This is a genomic window from Piscinibacterium candidicorallinum, from assembly GCF_047549485.1.
Classification (GTDB): domain Bacteria; phylum Pseudomonadota; class Gammaproteobacteria; order Burkholderiales; family Burkholderiaceae_C; genus Piscinibacterium; species Piscinibacterium candidicorallinum.
Genome location: NZ_CP180191.1, coordinates 2,380,733 through 2,398,247 on the forward strand (window position 1 = coordinate 2,380,733; position 17,515 = coordinate 2,398,247).

Genomic DNA, 17,515 nt, shown 5'->3' on the forward strand with positions numbered 1-17,515 from the left:
TTCTGCTGGCGCTCCGGCTTCAGGTGTGAAGCCCCCTGCCCTTCAGCTCATACTTTGAGGATCCGCTCACCGCGGCCGATGCCCGATCCACCCGTACGGACGGTCTCGAGAATCAGCGTGGGGTCCACGGCGGTGATGAATGCATCCAGCTTGCTCTTGTTGCCCGTGAGCTCGATCGTGTAGGTCTTCTCGGTCACGTCGATGATCCGGCCGCGGAAGATGTCGGCCATGCGCTTCATCTCGTCGCGCTCCTTGGCCACTGCCCGCACCTTGATCAGCATGAGCTCGCGCTCGATGTGCTCGCCCTCGGTCAAGTCCACGACCTTGACCACCTCGATCAGGCGGTTCAGGTGCTTGGTGATCTGTTCGATCACGTCATCGCTGCCGGTGGTGACGATGGTCATCCGCGACAGGGTCGGGTCTTCGGTGGGGGCCACCGTGAGGGTTTCGATGTTGTAGCCACGCGCGGAGAACAGGCCTACGACGCGGGACAGTGCGCCCGGTTCGTTCTCGAGAAGAACAGAGATGATGTGTCGCATCACAATTCCTCCGAGCCGAGCAGCATTTCCGTCAGGCCCTTGCCGGCCTTGACCATCGGCCAGACGTTCTCGGTCGGGTCGGTGATGAAGTCCAGAAAGACGGTCCGGTCCTTGTACTTGCCGAAGGCGTCCTTGAGTGCGCCTTCGACGTCCCTGGGGTCAGTCACCCGGATGCCCACGTGCCCGTAGGCCTCGGCCAGCCTCACAAAATCCGGCAGGGAATCCATATAGCTGTTGGAGTAGCGGCCGCCGTAGTCCAGTTGCTGCCACTGGCGCACCATCCCCAGATAGCCGTTGTTCAGGCAGATGATCTTGGGCGAGAGGTTGTATTGCTTGCAGGTAGAGAGTTCCTGCAGGCACATCTGGATCGAGCCCTCGCCGGTGATGCAGGCCACCTTGGAGCCCGGATTGGCAAATTCCACGCCCATGGCGTAGGGCAGACCCACGCCCATGGTGCCCAGACCACCGGAGTTGATCCAGCGACGCGGTGCGTTGAAGGCGTAGTACTGCGCAGCCCACATCTGATGCTGGCCGACATCGCTCGTGACAAAGGCTTCGCCCTGGGTGACATCCCAAAGCTTCTGCACCACGTACTGTGGCTTGATGGCTTCGGTGCTGTCAGCGAACTTGAGGCATTCCTTCTTGCGCCATTCGTTGATCTGGCCCCACCAGGGTGCAATGCGCTTGCCGTCGACCTTGCCGCCCTTGTCCTCGAGCGCAAGCTCGAGTTGGGCGAGCATGTCTTGAAGCACCGAGCGCACGTCACCGACGATCGGGATGTCAACCTTCACCCGCTTGGAGATCGAGGACGGATCGACATCGATATGGATGATCTTGCGCGGGCTACTGGCAAAGTGCTTCGGGTTGCCGATCACCCGATCATCGAAGCGCGCACCCACGGCCAACAGCACGTCGCAGTTCTGCATGGCCATGTTGGCCTCGTAGGTACCGTGCATACCCAGCATGCCGACAAACTTCGGGTCCGTGCCCTTGTAGCCGCCCAGGCCCATCAGGGTGTTGGTGCAGGGATAGCCAAGGCGGTCCACCAGATCGACCAGCTCCTTGTCGGCATTGGCCAGAATCACGCCACCGCCCGAGTAGATCATCGGCCGTTCCGCCGAAAGCAAGAGGCTGACGGCCTTCTTGATCTGACCCAGGTGACCCTTTTCCACCGGCCGGTACGAGCGCATCTCGACCTTCTCGGGGTAGTGCCACTTGGCCTTCGCGATGCTGACGTCCTTCGGTATGTCGACCAGCACCGGCCCCGGCCGCCCGGTCTTGGCGATGTAGAAGGCCTTCTTCATCGTGTCGGCCAGCTGCTCGACGTCCTTGACCAGGAAATTGTGTTTCACGCAGGGGCGCGTAATGCCCACGGTGTCGCATTCCTGGAAGGCGTCCTGTCCGATGGCGTGTGTCGGCACCTGACCCGTGATGATCACCATCGGGATCGAGTCCATGTACGCCGTGGCAATGCCTGTGACGGCATTGGTCACTCCGGGACCGGAGGTCACCAGACAGACACCGACCTTGTCGGCATGGGATCGGGAGTACGCGTCAGCCGCGTGAACAGCTGCTTGTTCGTGTCGAACCAGGATGTGCTGAAACTTGTCCTGGTTGAAGATGGCGTCGTAGATGTAGAGCACTGCGCCGCCTGGATAGCCGAAGACGTGTTCAACGCCTTCTTCAGCGAGTGCGCGCACGACGATTTCGGCGCCCGTGAGCTCCATGTATTGGCTTCCTTTCAAGGTCCACAGGAGATTGATCGGAGGCTCTCCCCGCTGCCGGTAAGCAGGCGGCTCAGCCATTTCAGCCGTCAGGTTTGAATTGACGGGGCACTCGACCCGCAAAGAAAAGACCCGAAGTCTTCTTTTGCAAACTTTGTGCAGGGTGCGGAACATACCGCGGCGCAGCAATTCGAGCAAGCGCGCTGCACATCTGCCAGATCTTCAGCGGCATCTCAGCGGCCTTTGATACATTGCGCGGCTACGCCTTGCACTAGGGCGCTCAGGCCAAGCAGCCGCTTGGTCGCCGTCTACATGGCCTCAGAACTAGAACTGTCGCAGTTCCTTCAATCGGTTGAGCGCCGCGCGTTCAAGCACGCGGCATTCGCCGTGCGAGATGACGACCACGCGCAGGACATCGTGCAGGACGCGATGATCAAGCTGGCTGAAAAGTATGGAGACAAGCCGCCAGCCGAGCTCCCGCTGCTGTTTCAGCGCATCCTCCAGAACACGATCCACGACCACTTTCGCCGCCAAAAGGTACGGAACCTCTGGACAACGTTGTTGTCATCCTTTCAACGCGATGACGACGACGAACAAGGTGACATCCTTGAAATCCTGGAGGCGGAAGCCGGTAGTGCCGGAGCCGAGAGCGCCGCAGACCAGGTGGAACGGGAACAAATCTTGCGGTCGATCGAAGACGAAATCCAGAAGCTGCCCGCGCGTCAACGAGAAGCCTTCCTGCTGCGTTATTGGGAAGACTTGGACGTTGCCGAAACCGCAGCTGTGATGGGTTGTTCGGAAGGCAGCGTCAAGACCCACTGCTCCCGCGCGACCCACGCTTTGGGCAAGGCACTGCGAGCCAAGGGGATCGTTCTATGACCACCTCCCGCACCGAAATTGAAATTGCAAAAGCTGCACGCGCCGCGTTGAATGCGTCTGCGGCCCGCCTGCCCGACGCGCAGGTTCACCGTCTGGGCGAATCGCGCCGGATTGCGCTGTCTCGGCGCAAGCAGGGCACATCCGCGGCTTGGAGTCTGGGCGGCTCGACTCTCGGCCTGAGTGGCTGGTGGGCAGTTCCAGCAGGCGCCGCCAGCGCCTTTGCACTGGTGCTCGGCTTGAGCGTGTACGTCTCTCCAGATTCCGACGCAGAGGTGGCTGAGGTAGCCGCAATCGATACGCAAGTACTGAGCGACGAGCTCCCACTGGAAGCCTATCTCGACAAGGGCTTCGCCCACTACGCCCAGCAAGGCGAATAGGACAGACACGGACGCACATGGCTCGATCTGTCGCCCTGATTTGCTGCGCCGGCCTGTTGGCCGGCGCGCTGCTTTGGTGCGGCGAGTCCGCGGCGCAGTCCGCGACTGCGAGCTCCGCTCCGCATACGAACCAGCGTGGCACTGCGCTGCCATCTGTCCGCTGGGACAGCTTGAACGCTGAACAGAAGCTCGCACTCGGTCCGATCCAGTCCATCTGGGATGAGCAGAGCCGCGACCAACAGCGCAAGTGGCTACAGGTGGCCAACCGCTACCGCACGATGAAGCCCGAGGAGCAAACCCGATTGCACGCGCGCATGGCGGACTGGGCGAAGCTCACACCGGATCAGCGCCGCAAGGCTAGAGAAAACTACAAGTCAGTCAAGGGCTTGCCGCCCGAGGTGCGCGACGCGCAGTGGCAGAACTACCAGGCCTTGCCCGATGAACGCAAGCAAGCCGTCAAGGACAAGGCCGAAGCGGCCAAGCAGGCCACAAAGCCGGGCTCGGCCAAGCAGCGGCCCTAGCCCCTCCCTTCGCGGCACGGGTTTCTGAGGCAAAGCTGCACTTTCTAGAATGGCGGCATGCAGCAAATCGCCTCCTCATCTTCGTCCACCGCCCCAACCGCGAGCGCCCCGCTCTGGCGCTGCGCCTGCAGCATCGCGTATGAATGCGTTCTGCTGTTTGGCGTCTACTGGATCGCCGGCTATCTCTATCTGACGCTGACGCGGCAGACCTTCCCGCTCGCGTCGCCTCATACGCACTATTTTGCTGCGTACATTGCCGTCACGTTTGCGATCTACTTCGGCTACTTCTGGTCGCATGGGGGTCAGACGGTAGCCATGAAGGCATGGGATGTGCGGCTCGAGACCGCGGATGGACGGCGTCTGAGCTGGGCGCGAGCAATGGCGCGCTATGCGATTTCATGGGGGGCCGCCGTGCTGGTTGCGGCAATCCTGACCTGGGGCCTTCAGCAGCTGGCCGACCCAGCTGCACGCTCGGTGGTCGCGCTCCTGTTTCCGCTGGTGCTCGGCTGCATCGTCACGGCAGCATTTCTGCAGGCAAGGCTCGGTCGCTCCGGGCAGTTTCTGCATGATCAGTGGCTGGGCTTGCGTCTGGTCAGCGCGCCGCCCAAGCCGAAACCAGCCAAGGCAGTCGCGTCAGAATCCAACTGAGTCGATCGCGCGCCGGAATGAAAAAGGCCCGGATCGCTCCGGGCCTTTGCATCTGCGCCGCGGCGTGCGCGGCGCTCAGCATCACTTCAGGTGACCGCTGATAATCTTGGTCATCTCGAACATAGAGACTTGTGCCTTCTTGAACAGCTCCTTGAGCTTCGCATCGGCATTGATCATGCGCTTGTTCACTGCGTCCTGCAGCTTGTTCTTCTTGATGTAGTCCCAAACCTTCTTGGTCACTTCGGTGCGGGGCAGCGGCTTGTCACCGATGATCGCAGCCAGCGTGGCAGAGGGGGTCATGGCCTTCATGAATGCTGCGTTGGGGGTGCGCTTCTTCTTGGGTGCTGCAGCCTTCTTTGCGGGTGCTGCCTTCTTGGCCGGAGCCTTCTTGGCAGGAGCGGCCTTCTTGGCGGGCGCAGCCTTCTTGGCCGGAGCCTTCTTGGCCGGAGCGGCCTTCTTGGCGGGTGCAGCCTTCTTGGCCGGGGCCTTCTTGGCGGCTTTCTTTGCAGTTGCCATGCGTATCTCCTTGAGTTGGGGCATGCATTACCCCAGGGATTGATGAGCTCATCGCAGGGCCACACCGCAATCCGCGAACTGCTTCCCGGTGCTGCGGAATACCCCCGCGGGACGAAGACTACAGCGATTGCTCTAGCGAGAAAACAACTTTTCCCTCTGAGACGCCGGTCGGAGAACCGACGCGTTGCGAAATTGCAGCGCCCTTCACCCTCGCGACGGAGCCCCGAGCGCCCGTGGGTGCACAGAGTCGGGCGGAAAGGACGCGCCGTCAGAACACCCGCGCCGACTCAAATGCTGTTTTCGAGGGTGGCGACCGCCTCTTCAACCCGACGGTGCAGTGTCTCGGCGTCGGCTGCATTGACCAGGTGAACATCTGCAATCGCGATCGGACCGCCCTTGTCGAGGTTCTTGATCTCGAAATAGTCGCGCTGGTCGATCTGCTCGGGGCTCAAAGGTCGCACCGCGCGAGCAGCCAGCCGCTGGTAGCGCAGCGCCCTTGGCGTATGGATCGCGATGAGCTTGAGCCGGTGACCCAAGCGCTCCCGGAGCAACTCATACTCGGCAAAGCTATACAGACCGTCCACCGCGACCTTCGCACCCTGCGCCTGCACGCGCTCGATCTCGGGAAGCTTCAGGATGGCCATGGCGGCCATGCCATGCTGGCGGCGCAGATCCTCCCGAACCTCGCGCTCGTTCTCCGCGGTGACTTCAAGCCCGCGACGACGCACTTCCTCAAGCACGGCGCCGCCGAAGTACACGACCGTGTAGCCAAGCGCCTGCAACACCTTCCCGGCTTCGGACTTGCCCGACCCGGCCAGCCCGACAAGTGCGATCACCGGTGAATCAGTTCGATCTGAATGGTGTGCGCTCACTGGATCACCTTTGCCATGTCTTCGAAGAATGCGGGGTAGGTCTTCGCCGTGCAGCCGGGCTCTTCAATGATCACCGGCGACGCGAAGCGAACCAGCGAAAAGCTCATCGCCATGCGATGGTCGTCGTAAGTGGCAATCTCGGCGCGCTTGACCTGCTTGGGCGGCACGATGCTGAGCCAATCCGGCCCCTCCTCGACCTGGGCGCCGCACTTGCGCAGTTCGGTCGCCATGGCGGCAAGTCGATCGGTCTCCTTGACGCGCCACGAACCGATATTGCGCAGCCGACAGGGGCCATCCGCATATAGAGCGACAACTGCGGCCGTCATCGCGGCATCGGGAATTGTGTTGAAGTCTTCATCAAATGCGCGAATCGCGCCTGCCCGCCGCGTTTCGATCCAGTCCGGCCCCCATTGCACCTGCGCGCCGACGCGGCTCAGGAACTCTGCAAATCCAATGTCACCCTGCAGGCTGGTGTCACCCACGCCCTCTACTCGCACCGGACCACCACCCAGCAACCCGGCTGCCAGAAAGTAGGACGCGCTCGACGCGTCGCTCTCGACCATGTAGGCGACCGGAGAGCGATAGCGGCTGCCTGCAGGGACCACAAACTGGCGATAGCCGTCGCGGCGAACGGACACCCCAAAGCGCTTCATCAGGCCCAATGTCATGTCCACATAGGGCTTGGAGATCAGTTCTCCCTCGACATCGATGACAAAGTCGGCTGTGGCTGCGGCGATCGGGCCGACTTGCAGCAAGCCGGTAAGGAATTGGCTCGATGCAGCGCCCTTCACGCGCGTCCGGATCCCACCGGCGGTGGGCGCGCGCCCGTGCAGCAACAAGGGCGGGAAGCCCGCTGCACCTTCAAAGTCCACCTGCGCTCCTACCCCGGCAAGCGCGTCCGTCAGATCCCCGATCGGGCGCTCGTGCATCCGTGGGACACCGTGCAATCGCCACGCGCCGGGCATGAAGGCCAACACCGCCGCCAAAGTCCGGATCGACAGCCCGGAGTTGCCCACGAAGATGTCCGCCTCGCGCGCAGCAAACGGCGCGTGACCCGTCACGCGCCAGCGTTGACCGCCCAGATCGTCGAGGCGCACGCCCAGTTGCGCAAGTGCCCCCAGCATGACTCTCGCATCATCCGAGTCCAGAACGTTTGACAGCGTCGTCGTACCTTCGGACAGCGCCGCTAGCATGAGCGCGCGAATGGTCAGGCTCTTGGAACCTGGCAGCTTGACGATGCCGACGCTTTTGTTTGCCTGTGCGAGCTCGAGTCGATCCATGGCGTTCAGTTGAGTTGTGTGTGCGCCGCACGGCGCGCATCTGAAGCGGCCGCGATCCATTCCCTCAGCGCCCGGTCATCGCCCTGTGCAATCAGAGAGCGCGCCTGTTCCAGTTGCGCCTCGAAGCCCGACAGCCAAGCCAGCACCTCGGCACGGTTGGCGAGCAAGGCCTCAGTCCAGAGCTGGGGCTCGCCGCCGGCGATACGCGAGAAGTCCCGGAACCCAGGCCCGGCGAACCCCAAGGCGGTTCGCCCTGAAGGGTGGTCGATCAGCTGGTTCATTGCCGCAAATGCAAGCAAATGCGGCAGATGGCTCACCGCAGCAAATACCGCGTCGTGTTCGTCTGCCGGCATCTGGACTACGCGACTGCCCATGGCTGTCCAGAGCGCCTCCACCCGTGCTGCCACGCGCCCATCGGTCTCGGCCAAAGGGCAAAGCACCGTCGTACGCCCGGCAAACAGGTCCACGGTGGCTGCTGCCGGTCCGCTGGCGTCGCTGCCGGCGATCGGGTGTGCGGGCACGAATCGCTTCAGCTCATACGCGCTGAGCAGGCGGCGCGCAGACGCGCAGAAACCCGCCTTGGTCGAGCCCACGTCCGTAAACACAGCACCCATACCGAGCCAATCTGAAACGCGCTCCAGCAGCGCTGCATTGCGCAGTACAGGCGCCGCAAGGATGACGAGGTCACAATCTCTCAGGCTGGATGGATCCTCAGACACGGTGTCGACCAAGCCACGAGCGAGGGCCAGTTCGCGGGACGCGGCGGCAGGTTCGACACCGTGCACATGATCTGCCAGGCCGTTCGCACGCAGTGCTGCGCCCACGGAGCCGCCGATCAAGCCGACGCCTACGATGCCGACGCGGCGCCAGCGGGGCGACTCAGGAAGCGAAGAGCCACTCAAGTGTCAGACCTGCCCGCTCAGGCCAGCGCCGCGCGCAGCGCGTGCACGAAACGCATGTTTTCCTCGGGCAAGCCGATGGATACGCGAATCCACTGCGGCAGCCCGTAGTTGCCTACCGGCCGGACGATCACACCCTGCTTGAGCAAGGCCTGGTTCACGCGAGAACCCGCGCCGGCATCCTCACCGACCTTGAACAGGATGAAGTTGCCGAAGCTTGGTACCCACTGCAGGCCCAGGTCGGTGAGGGCAGCGCCGATCTGCTGCAGACCTGCCCGGTTCAGTTCGTAGCTCTTCGCAAGAAACGCCTCGTCCGCCAGGGCAGCAACCGCCGCTGCCTGCGCCAACGAATTGACGTTGAAGGGCTGGCGGATCCGGTTGAGCAGACCGGTCACCTCGGGCTGCGCCAGCCCGTAGCCCACGCGCAAACCCGCCAGTCCGTAGGCCTTGGAAAACGTGCGCGAAATCAGCAGGTTTGGGTAGCGCTCGACCCAGCGCGCCGTGTCCACGCGCAATTCGGACGGCAGGTACTCGTTGTAGGCCTCGTCCAGCACGCAGACGACGTGCCGGGGCAGCGCCCTCAGGAAATGCTCGATCTCTGCATAGGGCAGGAAAGTGCCGGTCGGGTTGTTGGGGTTTGCGATGAAGACCAAGTGGGTCTCAGGCGTCACGGCGGCGAGCATGGCCTGCAGATCATGGCCGTAGTCCTTGGCGGGGGTGACGACAGCCTTGGCGCCAACGGCCTGGGTCGCCAGTTCATAGACGGCAAAGGAGTACTGCGAGTAGATCGCGCACTTACCCGGCTCGAGAAACGCATGCGCGGCCAGTTCCAGAATGTCATTACTGCCGTTGCCCAGAGTGATCCACTCCATTGGCAGACCAAAACGCTTGGACAGTGCTTCCTTCAGGGCAAAACCGTTCGCGTCCGGATAGCGGCCCAGATCGGATGCTGCGCGGCCGAGCGCCTCGCGCGCTGAAGCCGGCATACCCAGCGGATTCTCGTTGCTGGCGAGCTTCACGATAGTCTCGGGGGCCAGACCCAGTTCGCGGGCAACATCCTCGATCGGCTTGCCCGCCACATATGGACTGATCGCGCGCACCCAGCTGGGCGAAGGCGCCCGGAAAGCGGACGAGGAGGGGGTCTGGTCGGCGGCAACAGTCGCTTGCGTCATGCGTTGAACTTCATGAATTGATAGATGGCGATGATCGCGGCGATGCAGGTCCGGCGCGCCGCCCAGGCTTGCATGAGTCGACATCGCGGCTCGATCCGAAGAAACAAACGGCTGCTCGCCAGCGCGCAAGTGTAGCGACGTGGGTACAGCACCACACATGACAGTCCATCCGCAGCCGCACAGCCCGCAGCGCTTGACTCAGGTCAAGCACGTCCGATGCGCGCAGTGCCGGCACGACCGCGGCTTGAGCGAGGTCAATGGGCCGGCCGCACATGTGCCCAGAATGACCTCACCCGGCGCACACACAGCATTGTGCGCAGCGCATGCGCCCCGGGGGACTTCACTTCAAGCCGCAGAGATCGGGCAGGCAGCGGAGTCGACCGTGCGCCGACCCTGTCAATCCAAGAAAGGACCCTTCCATGTCGATTCGCACTTCACGCCTCGTTGCCGCCGCCCTCGCCACTGTCTGCTCGCTTGCTGCCACCCAGGCACTGGCCGACGACTCGGGCTGGCTGATCCGCGGCCGCGTGCTGAACATGAACGTGAAGAACGGACAGGCCGACGGCCTCGAGCGCAACGTAGGCGCTCGCGTTGAAGCGAACAACAAAACCTTCCCGGAAGTCGATTTCACGTACTTCTTCGACAAGAACTTCGCCATCGAGACGATCCTCACCTACCCGCAGAAGCACGACATTTCCGCGGGCGGCACCAAGATTGGCACGCTCAAGCACCTGCCGCCCACCGTCACCGCGCAATACCACTTTGATCTCGGCGGCATCAAGCCGTATGTGGGCGCAGGCGTGAACTACACCCGCTTCATGAGCGTCGATCTGCCCCCCGGGCTGTCGGTCAAGAAGTCGAGCACGGGTCTTGCCGCCCAGATCGGCGCGGACTTCGCCATCGACAAGAAGTGGTCAGTGAATGTGGATCTGAAGTACGTGCAGATCGATACAGACATCAAGGCGGCTGGAACCAAGGTCGGCACGCTGAAGATCGACCCGACCTTGTTCTCCGTGGGCGTCGGCTACCGCTTCTGAGCACCTACGCAAGTCACTCGACCACGATTTCGGGTGAGCCTTTTCCCGGCCGAGCGCAGGACCCTCCTGCCCTGCCGTTGGCCCATCGGCCCGAGCCTAAGCAGCTCGGGCCGCTTTTTCTTCGCGCTCAGGCCTTGACCGGGTAGGAGCCCAGCAGCTTGAAGAACGCTGTCCGTGTGCGCAGCGCCTCAAGCGCCGCAGCGATGCGGGGCTCGAGCTGGTGGCCGGCCACATCGATGTAGAAGTAGTACTCCCACTGGCCGGTGCGCGCCGGGCGGGACTCGAAGCGAGTCATCGAGACACCGTGCTCTGCAAGGGGCGCAAGCATGTCATACACCGCACCCGGACGGTTGGGCACCGAGAGAATCAGGCTGGTGTGATCAGCCCCGCTGGGCTGCGTCTGCACTCGGCCAATCACCTGGAAGCGCGTCCGGTTGTGCGGGTCGTCCTGAATCGCCTGCGCGACAGGCTTCAGCCCGTAGCGCGCTGCGGCGCCCAGGCCTGCGATCGCTGCAAGCGTCGGCGTCTTTGCGGCGGCCTGCGCCGCGGCACCGTTGCTGGCAGCTGCCACGCGCGCGACCTGCGGCGCGTGCGCCGACAGCCACGCCTGGCACTGCGCCAGCGCCTGGGGGTGGGCCGCCACCTCCGTCACGCCGTCCAGGGTTCCGGTTTGGGTCAGCAGGCAGTGCTCGATCGGCAGCGCGAGCTCCGCGCAGATGGACAGGCTGCTACCCATGAGCAGGTCCAGCGTTCGGTTGACTGACCCTTCCGTGCTGTTTTCCACCGGCACCACACCGAATCCTGCACCGCCCGCCTCAACCGAACGAAACACCTCGTCGATGCTGGCGCAGGGTTGGGTCTCGATCTGCGAGCCAAACTGCGCCAACGCCGCAGCCTCGCTGAAGGTGCCCTCGGGGCCGAGGTAGGCCACGGACAGTGGGGCTTCAAGGGCCCGGCAGGCGCTCATGAGTTCGAGCCACACGGCGCGGATGCTCTGCGCGGGCAGCGGCCCGGCATTGATCTGCGCGAGCCGCGCGAGCACCTGCGCCTCGCGCTCAGGGCGGTAGACGGGCTCGCCGCGCGCATGCTTGACGCGCCCTACTTCCTGCGCAAGTCGGGCACGCTCGCTGATGAGCTCAAGCAGCTGACCGTCGATATCGTCAATACGCCGGCGCAGAGGTGTCAGCGCGCTGTCGTCCGGCGCGGCCGATTGTTCGTGGGGCATGGGCTTGGTAGACACGTAGATGTTCAAGAGTCAGTTGGACAGGCCGCAGCGCGAATGTACGAAGACGGCCTGATCGACACCCGGCGCATAGCGCATCCAGCCCGGGAACTGAGGGCTAGATCCAGCATTCATGCGCCTCTTCAGGCAAAAGTGGCTGGAGAACCGCGCCAGACAAGCGGAAAGCCCTTCTGGCTGGGTCAAACCGTGGCCCCGTGGATCTCACGCTGGCCGTCGAGCGACTCAGGCGTGGCGGCGCTCGAAGTCCTGAAGGTAGCTCACCAGCGCGTGCACGCCGTCCAGCGGCATGGCGTTGTACAGCGATGCGCGCATGCCGCCCACGGACTTGTGGCCCTTGAGCTGCAGCAGGCCCGCCTCCTTCGCGCCGGTGAGAAACGCGTCGTTCAGACGCTCGTCGGCGAGGAAGAAAGGCACGTTCATGCGAGAGCGGCAAGCTGGCGCCACGGCATTGCGGTAGAAGCCGCTGGCGTCCAGGCAGGCGTACAGCAGCGCCGCCTTGGCCGCGTTGCGCTCGGCGAGCGCCTGCACACCGCCCTGCGCATCGATCCAGTCGAACACCAGCCCGGCGATGTAGATCGCGTAGGTCGGCGGCGTGTTGTACATGGAGCCGTTGGCAGCCACGGTCGCATAGTCAAAGGCGCTCGGGCAGACCGGCAGCGCGTGGCCGAGGAGATCTTCGCGCACGACCACGATCGTCAACCCGGCCGGGCCGATGTTCTTCTGGGCACCGCCGAACATCAAGCCCACACCCTCAAAACTCAGCGGGCGCGAAAGTATGTGGCTGGACACATCCACAACCAACGGCACATCCGGGGCACCCAGTGCGGCAGGCTGCGGCCAATCGAAGAACTCCACCCCGTCAATCGTCTCGTTGCCACACAGGTGCAGATAGGCAGCATCCGGGCGGACATTCCAGGTCGCGGGATCCGGAATGCCCACGTAACGAGGCTGCCCCGGCCGGTCTACGGCCTGCGGAGCGACCAGTTGCACGTTGCCATAGCGGCTCGCTTCCTTCGCGGACTTGGCTGACCAGCTGCCAGTGACCACGAAATCCGCCTTGCCGGTGCGACCGATCAGGTTGAGCGGGACGATGGCGTTCTCGCCGATCCCGCCGCCCTGCATGAACAGCACCTTGTAGTTGGCCGGCACGCCCATCAGGCGGCGGAAGCTGTCATGTGCATGCGCAAAGATCTCGCCGAACTCGCGGCCGCGGTGGCTCATCTCCATCACGCTCATGCCGCTGCCATGCCAGTCCAGCATCTCGGCGGCGGCCCGTGCGAGCACCGGCTCGGGCAGGACGGCCGGGCCGGCGGAGAAGTTGAAAGGTCGTGCCATTGCGTCGTGGTAGCGAAGAAGGATGTGGAGCGTTGCGCGAGCGGCGACCTACTTCTTGGCCGCTTCGATCACATAGGTCTCGACCTTCTGCATGCTGGAGGCTGCATCAGCCAGCGGCCGGGCGCTGGCCACAAGATTGCGCTGCAGCGCGGGCAGGAGACTGCCCACAAGCTGCGGGGTCTTGGTGAGCACCTTCTGCCCGACAGGCGAACTCTGGAACGCGAGGATCTGACGCAGCTCCGTGGCATCGAAGTTGTCGACGTAGAACGGCACGGCAGCGTCGTAGACAATCTTCTTCATGTCCATAGCCGCCCAGGACTTGCGCATCGCCTGATCGAGCTTGGGCAGCTCGGTGCGCAAGTAGGTGTCCAGAAGCTTGGGCAGCTCCGCCCGGGCCTTCTGCTGCTGCGCCGGCGTGATTTTCTTGTCCTTGACCGCCTTCTGCAGAGCCTCATTCATCTGCTGGGCGATGCCCGGACCCAATTCCTGCGGCAGCGAGCTGCTGATGGCGTTCATCATGTTGGCCGAGACCTTGTCGAAGTCCGACACGTCGATGATCTGCCTTGCGAGCGCGGTGCGTACCTCGCGGGTGTCAGCCGTTGGGCCGGCTGCAGGGGCGGGAATGCTGAGATCGGAGACTTGGGCAGATGCGGCGATCGGCAGGGCCACTGCAAGGCTGAGGACTGCCTGGGCGAGGGATCGAACCATGGATTCGGTGGGTTCCTGAAGAAGTGGAGACGCCCTGGTGTGCGGGGCAAGAGACCCGTAAGCGGGCAAGAGAAAGAGCTTAGCGGAGCTGGAAGGCGCTGATCCGCACGCGCTGGACAAAGGTACCCGCACCGTAGTCGACCGACTCACTGGGAAAGAAGATCAGGTTCAGCGCTTCGATCCAGGCGAAGTCGCCATCTGCCTTCAGGTTCATGCCGCGGTACTGTGTCTCGCCGACACAGTCAATCGGCACATAGTTGCCGGGGATCGCGGGGTGCAGCTTGGCTGCGGGCTCTCGTTCCTGCGCGACACAGCGCTTGGTCATGGTGCGCCCTTCGCGGCTGATGGTGACGGAGAACTTGTCACCTGGCTGGATCGGCAGACGCAGGTTGCCGAACTGCACACCGGACTTCAGCTCGCCTGTGCGGACGTACATGAGCCCGCGCAGGCTGACGCGCTCAATCACGCGGTCACCGGGCGAGCGCGACGGGTCTTCGACCGTCACCTGCGCCAGGCCGTTCGCGCTGGGTTGCCAGGTCTCGGTCGTCACACGCTTGCCACGGAACGAGCGCGTCGTCTCCAGAGACCAGCGAAACGCCGGCGTCGGGAACTCGGCGTTCACAACCGGCAGGCGCTTCAGATCGGCCAGCAGCTCCGGCTTGATTTCACCAAGCGCTTCTGCATGCGCAGCCGAGCCCGGCGCACCGAGCACCGCGGCCAGACCGAAGCGGACAAGCCAAGTGCACATTGATCGAAACGAGATCAGCATGTGACCTCAACGTACGGGCGCACTCCGCGGAGGACAGACCCGCCCCAAGCTGAAGTGCGGGGCGGTGTCATCATCTACTCGGCCAGCGTCTCGCCCTGCGCACCGTCTGCTGGCGCGTCGTCGTCCCCCGCATCGTTCTCGACGATGCGCTGCAGGCCTGAGAGTTTGGCGCCCTCGTCCACATTGATGAGCGTCACCCCTTGCGTAGCCCGGCCCATCTCACGGATTTCGGCAACTCGGGTCCGCACGAGCACGCCAGTGTTGGTGATCAGCATGATTTCGTCGTCCGCATGCACCAGGGTCGCGCCGACCACCTTGCCGTTGCGCTCGGAGGTCTGGATGGCGATCATCCCCTTGGTACCCCGGCCATGGCGGGTGTATTCGGTGATCGGAGTGCGTTTGCCGAATCCGTTTTCGGTGGCGGTCAGCACGCTCTGCTGCTCGTCCTCGGCCACCAGCATGGCGATGACCTGCTGGCCTTCCTCGAGCATCATGCCGCGCACGCCACGTGCCGTGCGGCCCATCGGACGCACATCGTTTTCATCGAAGCGCACGGCCTTGCCGCCGTCGCTGAAGAGCATCACGTCATGTGCGCCATCGGTCACGGCGGCGCCGATCAGATAGTCGCCCTCATCCAGATCCACGGCAATCACGCCAGCCTTGCGCGGATTGGAGAACTCCGACAGCGGCGTCTTCTTGACCGTACCCAGCTTGGTTGTCATGAAGACGTACCGATCTTCGGGATAGGTGCGCAGACTTGCGTCCAGCGGCAACACGATGGTGATCTTCTCGCCTTCGGCCAGCGGGAACATGTTCACGATCGGCTTGCCGCGCGAAGTGCGACTGCCCTCGGGCACTTCCCACACCTTGAGCCAGTACAGACGGCCGCGGTTGCTGAATGCCAAGATCACGTCGTGGGTGTTCGCGATGAAAAGCTGGTCGATCCAGTCATCTTCCTTCATGGTGGCTGCCTGCTTGCCGCGTCCGCCGCGCTTCTGCGCGCGGTACTCGGTCAGTGCCTGACTCTTGATGTAGCCGGAATGCGACAGCGTGACCACACGATCTTCCGGCGCGATCAGATCCTCGGTCTCCATTTCGACCGCATTGCGCTCGATCGTCGAACGGCGGCCGTCCCCGAACTCGGCCTTGATGCCCGCGAGTTCGACGCTGATGATCTCTGTGATGCGCGAGCGATTGGCGAGGATGTCCAGCAGATCGGCGATCTGGGCCATGACGTCCTTGTATTCCGTGACGATCTTGTCCTGCTCCAGACCGGTCAGACGCTGAAGGCGCATCTGCAGGATCTGCTCGGCCTGGTCTTCCGACAAGCGATACAGACCGTCGGACTGCAAGCCCATCGCCGCCGAGAGTCCTTCGGGGCGGTAGTCATCGGCATTGATCGTGCCGCCGTCCGGCGCTGCGCGCGTCAGCATCTCGCGAACGAGCGAGGAGTCCCAGGAGCGCGTCATCAGCTCGGTCTTGGCGATCGGCGGGGTAGGCGCAGCCTTGATGATGGCAATGAATTCGTCGATGTTCGCCAGCGCGACGGCCAGACCCTCAAGCACATGCCCACGTTCGCGTGCCTTGCGCAGCTCATAAACCGTGCGGCGGGTGACCACCTCGCGGCGATGCGCAAGGAAGCAATCCACCATTTGCTTGAGATTCAGCAGGCGCGGCTGGCCGTCGACCAGCGCAACCATGTTCATCCCGAACGTGTCTTGGAGCTGAGTCTGCTTGAACAGATTGTTCAGCACGATCTCCGGCACTTCGCCACGCTTCAACTCGATGACAATCCGCATGCCGGACTTGTCCGACTCGTCGCGGATGTCACTGATGCCGTCGAGCTTCTTGTCCCCGATCAGCTCGGCGATCTTGTCGAACAGAGGGCGCTTGAGCGTCTGGTAGGGCAGTTCATCGATGATGATGGCCTGCTTGCCGTTCTTGTCGACTTCTTCAAAGTGCGTCTTGGCGCGCATGACGACACGACCGCGACCGGTGCGGTAGCCCTCGCGCACGCCGGCCAGCCCGTAGATGATGCCGCCCGTGGGGAAGTCCGGCGCCTTGACGATCTCGATGAGTTCGTCGACCGAGCACTCGGGATTGCGCAGCGCATGGAGGCAGGCGTCAACGACATCGGCAAGGTTGTGAGGCGGGATGTTGGTTGCCATGCCGACGGCGATGCCGGAGCTGCCGTTGATCAGCAGATTCGGGATCTTTGCCGGAAGAACCAGCGGCTCCTTCTCGTTGCCGTCGTAATTCGGTCCGAAGTCGACGGTTTCCTTGTCGATGTCGGCCAGAAGCTCGTGCGCGATCTTGGAGAGGCGCACTTCCGTGTAACGCATGGCCGCGGCGTTATCGGGGTCGTTGGAGCCGAAGTTGCCCTGACCGTCGATCAGCATGTAGCGCAGGGAGAAATCCTGCGCCATGCGAACCATCGTGTCATAGACGGCGGTGTCGCCATGCGGGTGGTATTTGCCGATGACGTCGCCAACCACACGGGCAGACTTCTTGTAGGCGCGGTTCCAGTGGTTTCCGAGCTCGTCCATGGCGAACAACACGCGCCGATGGACCGGCTTGAGTCCGTCCCGGGCATCAGGGAGTGCCCGCCCAACGATCACGCTCATGGCGTAATCGAGATAGCTGCGCCGCATCTCGGCTTCAAGCGAAATAGGCAGGGTTTCTTTTGCGAATTGGTCCATGCGGAGACTCAGATGACGCGGCCTGCGCGACACAACGATCGACGGCGCGCCCGAACAGCGATTGGGGCGACGACAATCGCCCAAGACAAGCTTTCGAGTTTAGCCACTGCGCCGAGGCCGGCTCCGGGCGCATCACAGCTCGCAACCAACAGGTCGCCTTGCCGTTTCTGTGTTGCACAAACCACACAAACCTCGCTGCAGAATGTGACGAAGCACTGACGGCGACCCCTGAGAGCAATTGGCGCCGCCTCACGAAGAACCGCGCCTGGACTGGGTCTTCGGCTCACGGGACCCCAG

Annotated in this window: 17 protein-coding genes; 5 read left to right on the forward strand and 12 right to left on the reverse strand. The window is 63.3% G+C overall.

Features of this window, described 5'->3' with window-relative positions; all coding sequences use genetic code 11:
* Positions 1-47: 47 nt before the first annotated feature.
* Complete coding sequence (gene ilvN / locus ACMDW7_RS10780; protein ID WP_054125395.1) at positions 48-539, reverse strand: acetolactate synthase small subunit; 492 nt, start codon at positions 537-539, stop codon at positions 48-50.
* Entirely contained in the window at positions 539-2,266 is a 1,728-nt protein-coding gene (locus ACMDW7_RS10785; protein ID WP_377302511.1) for an acetolactate synthase 3 catalytic subunit, read from the reverse strand. Before ACMDW7_RS10785 ends, ilvN begins: the two co-directional genes overlap by 1 nt.
* Before the next feature lie 309 nt (positions 2,267-2,575).
* On the opposite strand from ACMDW7_RS10785, the gene ACMDW7_RS10790 reads away from it, so the two are divergent.
* From ACMDW7_RS10790 to ACMDW7_RS10805, 4 genes are all read left to right on the forward strand, one after another.
* On the forward strand, positions 2,576-3,142 hold the full coding sequence (locus ACMDW7_RS10790) for an RNA polymerase sigma factor (protein ID WP_377302509.1): 567 nt from the start codon (positions 2,576-2,578) through the stop codon (positions 3,140-3,142).
* A complete protein-coding gene (locus tag ACMDW7_RS10795; RefSeq protein WP_377300740.1) occupies positions 3,139-3,519 on the forward strand; it encodes a DUF3619 family protein in 381 nt (126 codons plus the stop codon). The genes ACMDW7_RS10790 and ACMDW7_RS10795 overlap by 4 nt, the downstream gene beginning before the upstream one ends.
* 170 nt (positions 3,520-3,689) lie before the next feature.
* Entirely contained in the window at positions 3,690-4,040 is a 351-nt protein-coding gene (locus ACMDW7_RS10800; protein ID WP_377300739.1) for a DUF3106 domain-containing protein, read from the forward strand.
* Between the two features lie 57 nt (positions 4,041-4,097).
* Complete coding sequence (locus ACMDW7_RS10805; protein ID WP_377300738.1) at positions 4,098-4,688, forward strand: RDD family protein; 591 nt, start codon at positions 4,098-4,100, stop codon at positions 4,686-4,688.
* A gap of 81 nt (positions 4,689-4,769) precedes the next feature.
* Here ACMDW7_RS10805 and ACMDW7_RS10810 read toward each other — a convergent pair whose 3' ends face one another.
* The 5 genes from ACMDW7_RS10810 to hisC all read right to left on the reverse strand — a co-directional run bounded on the left by ACMDW7_RS10810 (position 4,770) and on the right by hisC (position 9,427).
* Positions 4,770-5,204, reverse strand: a complete 435-nt coding sequence (locus ACMDW7_RS10810) for an SWIB/MDM2 domain-containing protein (protein ID WP_054125400.1) — start codon at positions 5,202-5,204, stop codon at positions 4,770-4,772.
* Between the two features lie 287 nt (positions 5,205-5,491).
* Positions 5,492-6,040 carry an AAA family ATPase gene (locus ACMDW7_RS10815; protein ID WP_377300737.1) on the reverse strand — a complete coding sequence of 183 codons (549 nt, stop codon included), beginning with the start codon at positions 6,038-6,040 and terminating at the stop codon, positions 5,492-5,494.
* A gap of 32 nt (positions 6,041-6,072) precedes the next feature.
* Positions 6,073-7,356, reverse strand: coding sequence for a 3-phosphoshikimate 1-carboxyvinyltransferase (gene aroA / locus ACMDW7_RS10820; RefSeq protein WP_377300736.1), 1,284 nt, complete (start codon positions 7,354-7,356; stop codon positions 6,073-6,075).
* A gap of 5 nt (positions 7,357-7,361) precedes the next feature.
* Positions 7,362-8,258 carry a prephenate dehydrogenase gene (locus ACMDW7_RS10825; protein ID WP_377300735.1) on the reverse strand — a complete coding sequence of 299 codons (897 nt, stop codon included), beginning with the start codon at positions 8,256-8,258 and terminating at the stop codon, positions 7,362-7,364.
* Between the two features lie 17 nt (positions 8,259-8,275).
* Positions 8,276-9,427 carry a histidinol-phosphate transaminase gene (gene hisC, locus ACMDW7_RS10830; RefSeq protein WP_377300734.1) on the reverse strand — a complete coding sequence of 384 codons (1,152 nt, stop codon included), beginning with the start codon at positions 9,425-9,427 and terminating at the stop codon, positions 8,276-8,278.
* A 419-nt stretch (positions 9,428-9,846) separates the two neighbouring features.
* Between hisC and ACMDW7_RS10835 the strand changes: the two genes are divergently transcribed.
* Complete coding sequence (locus tag ACMDW7_RS10835) at positions 9,847-10,464, forward strand: OmpW/AlkL family protein (protein WP_054125403.1); 618 nt, start codon at positions 9,847-9,849, stop codon at positions 10,462-10,464.
* Between the two features lie 127 nt (positions 10,465-10,591).
* Here ACMDW7_RS10835 and pheA read toward each other — a convergent pair whose 3' ends face one another.
* The 5 genes from pheA to gyrA all read right to left on the reverse strand — a co-directional run bounded on the left by pheA (position 10,592) and on the right by gyrA (position 17,218).
* Positions 10,592-11,689, reverse strand: a complete 1,098-nt coding sequence (pheA, locus tag ACMDW7_RS10840) for a prephenate dehydratase (protein WP_377300733.1) — start codon at positions 11,687-11,689, stop codon at positions 10,592-10,594.
* A gap of 240 nt (positions 11,690-11,929) precedes the next feature.
* Positions 11,930-13,042 (reverse strand): 3-phosphoserine/phosphohydroxythreonine transaminase, encoded by a 1,113-nt coding sequence (serC, locus tag ACMDW7_RS10845; protein WP_377300732.1) that lies wholly within the window; start codon positions 13,040-13,042, stop codon positions 11,930-11,932.
* Between the two features lie 48 nt (positions 13,043-13,090).
* Entirely contained in the window at positions 13,091-13,750 is a 660-nt protein-coding gene (locus ACMDW7_RS10850) for a DUF2059 domain-containing protein (RefSeq protein ID WP_377300731.1), read from the reverse strand.
* 79 nt (positions 13,751-13,829) lie between these two features.
* Positions 13,830-14,519 (reverse strand): hypothetical protein, encoded by a 690-nt coding sequence (locus tag ACMDW7_RS10855; protein WP_377300730.1) that lies wholly within the window; start codon positions 14,517-14,519, stop codon positions 13,830-13,832.
* 74 nt (positions 14,520-14,593) lie between these two features.
* Positions 14,594-17,218, reverse strand: a complete 2,625-nt coding sequence (gene gyrA, locus ACMDW7_RS10860; protein ID WP_377300729.1) for a DNA gyrase subunit A — start codon at positions 17,216-17,218, stop codon at positions 14,594-14,596.
* Positions 17,219-17,515 lie beyond the last annotated feature (297 nt).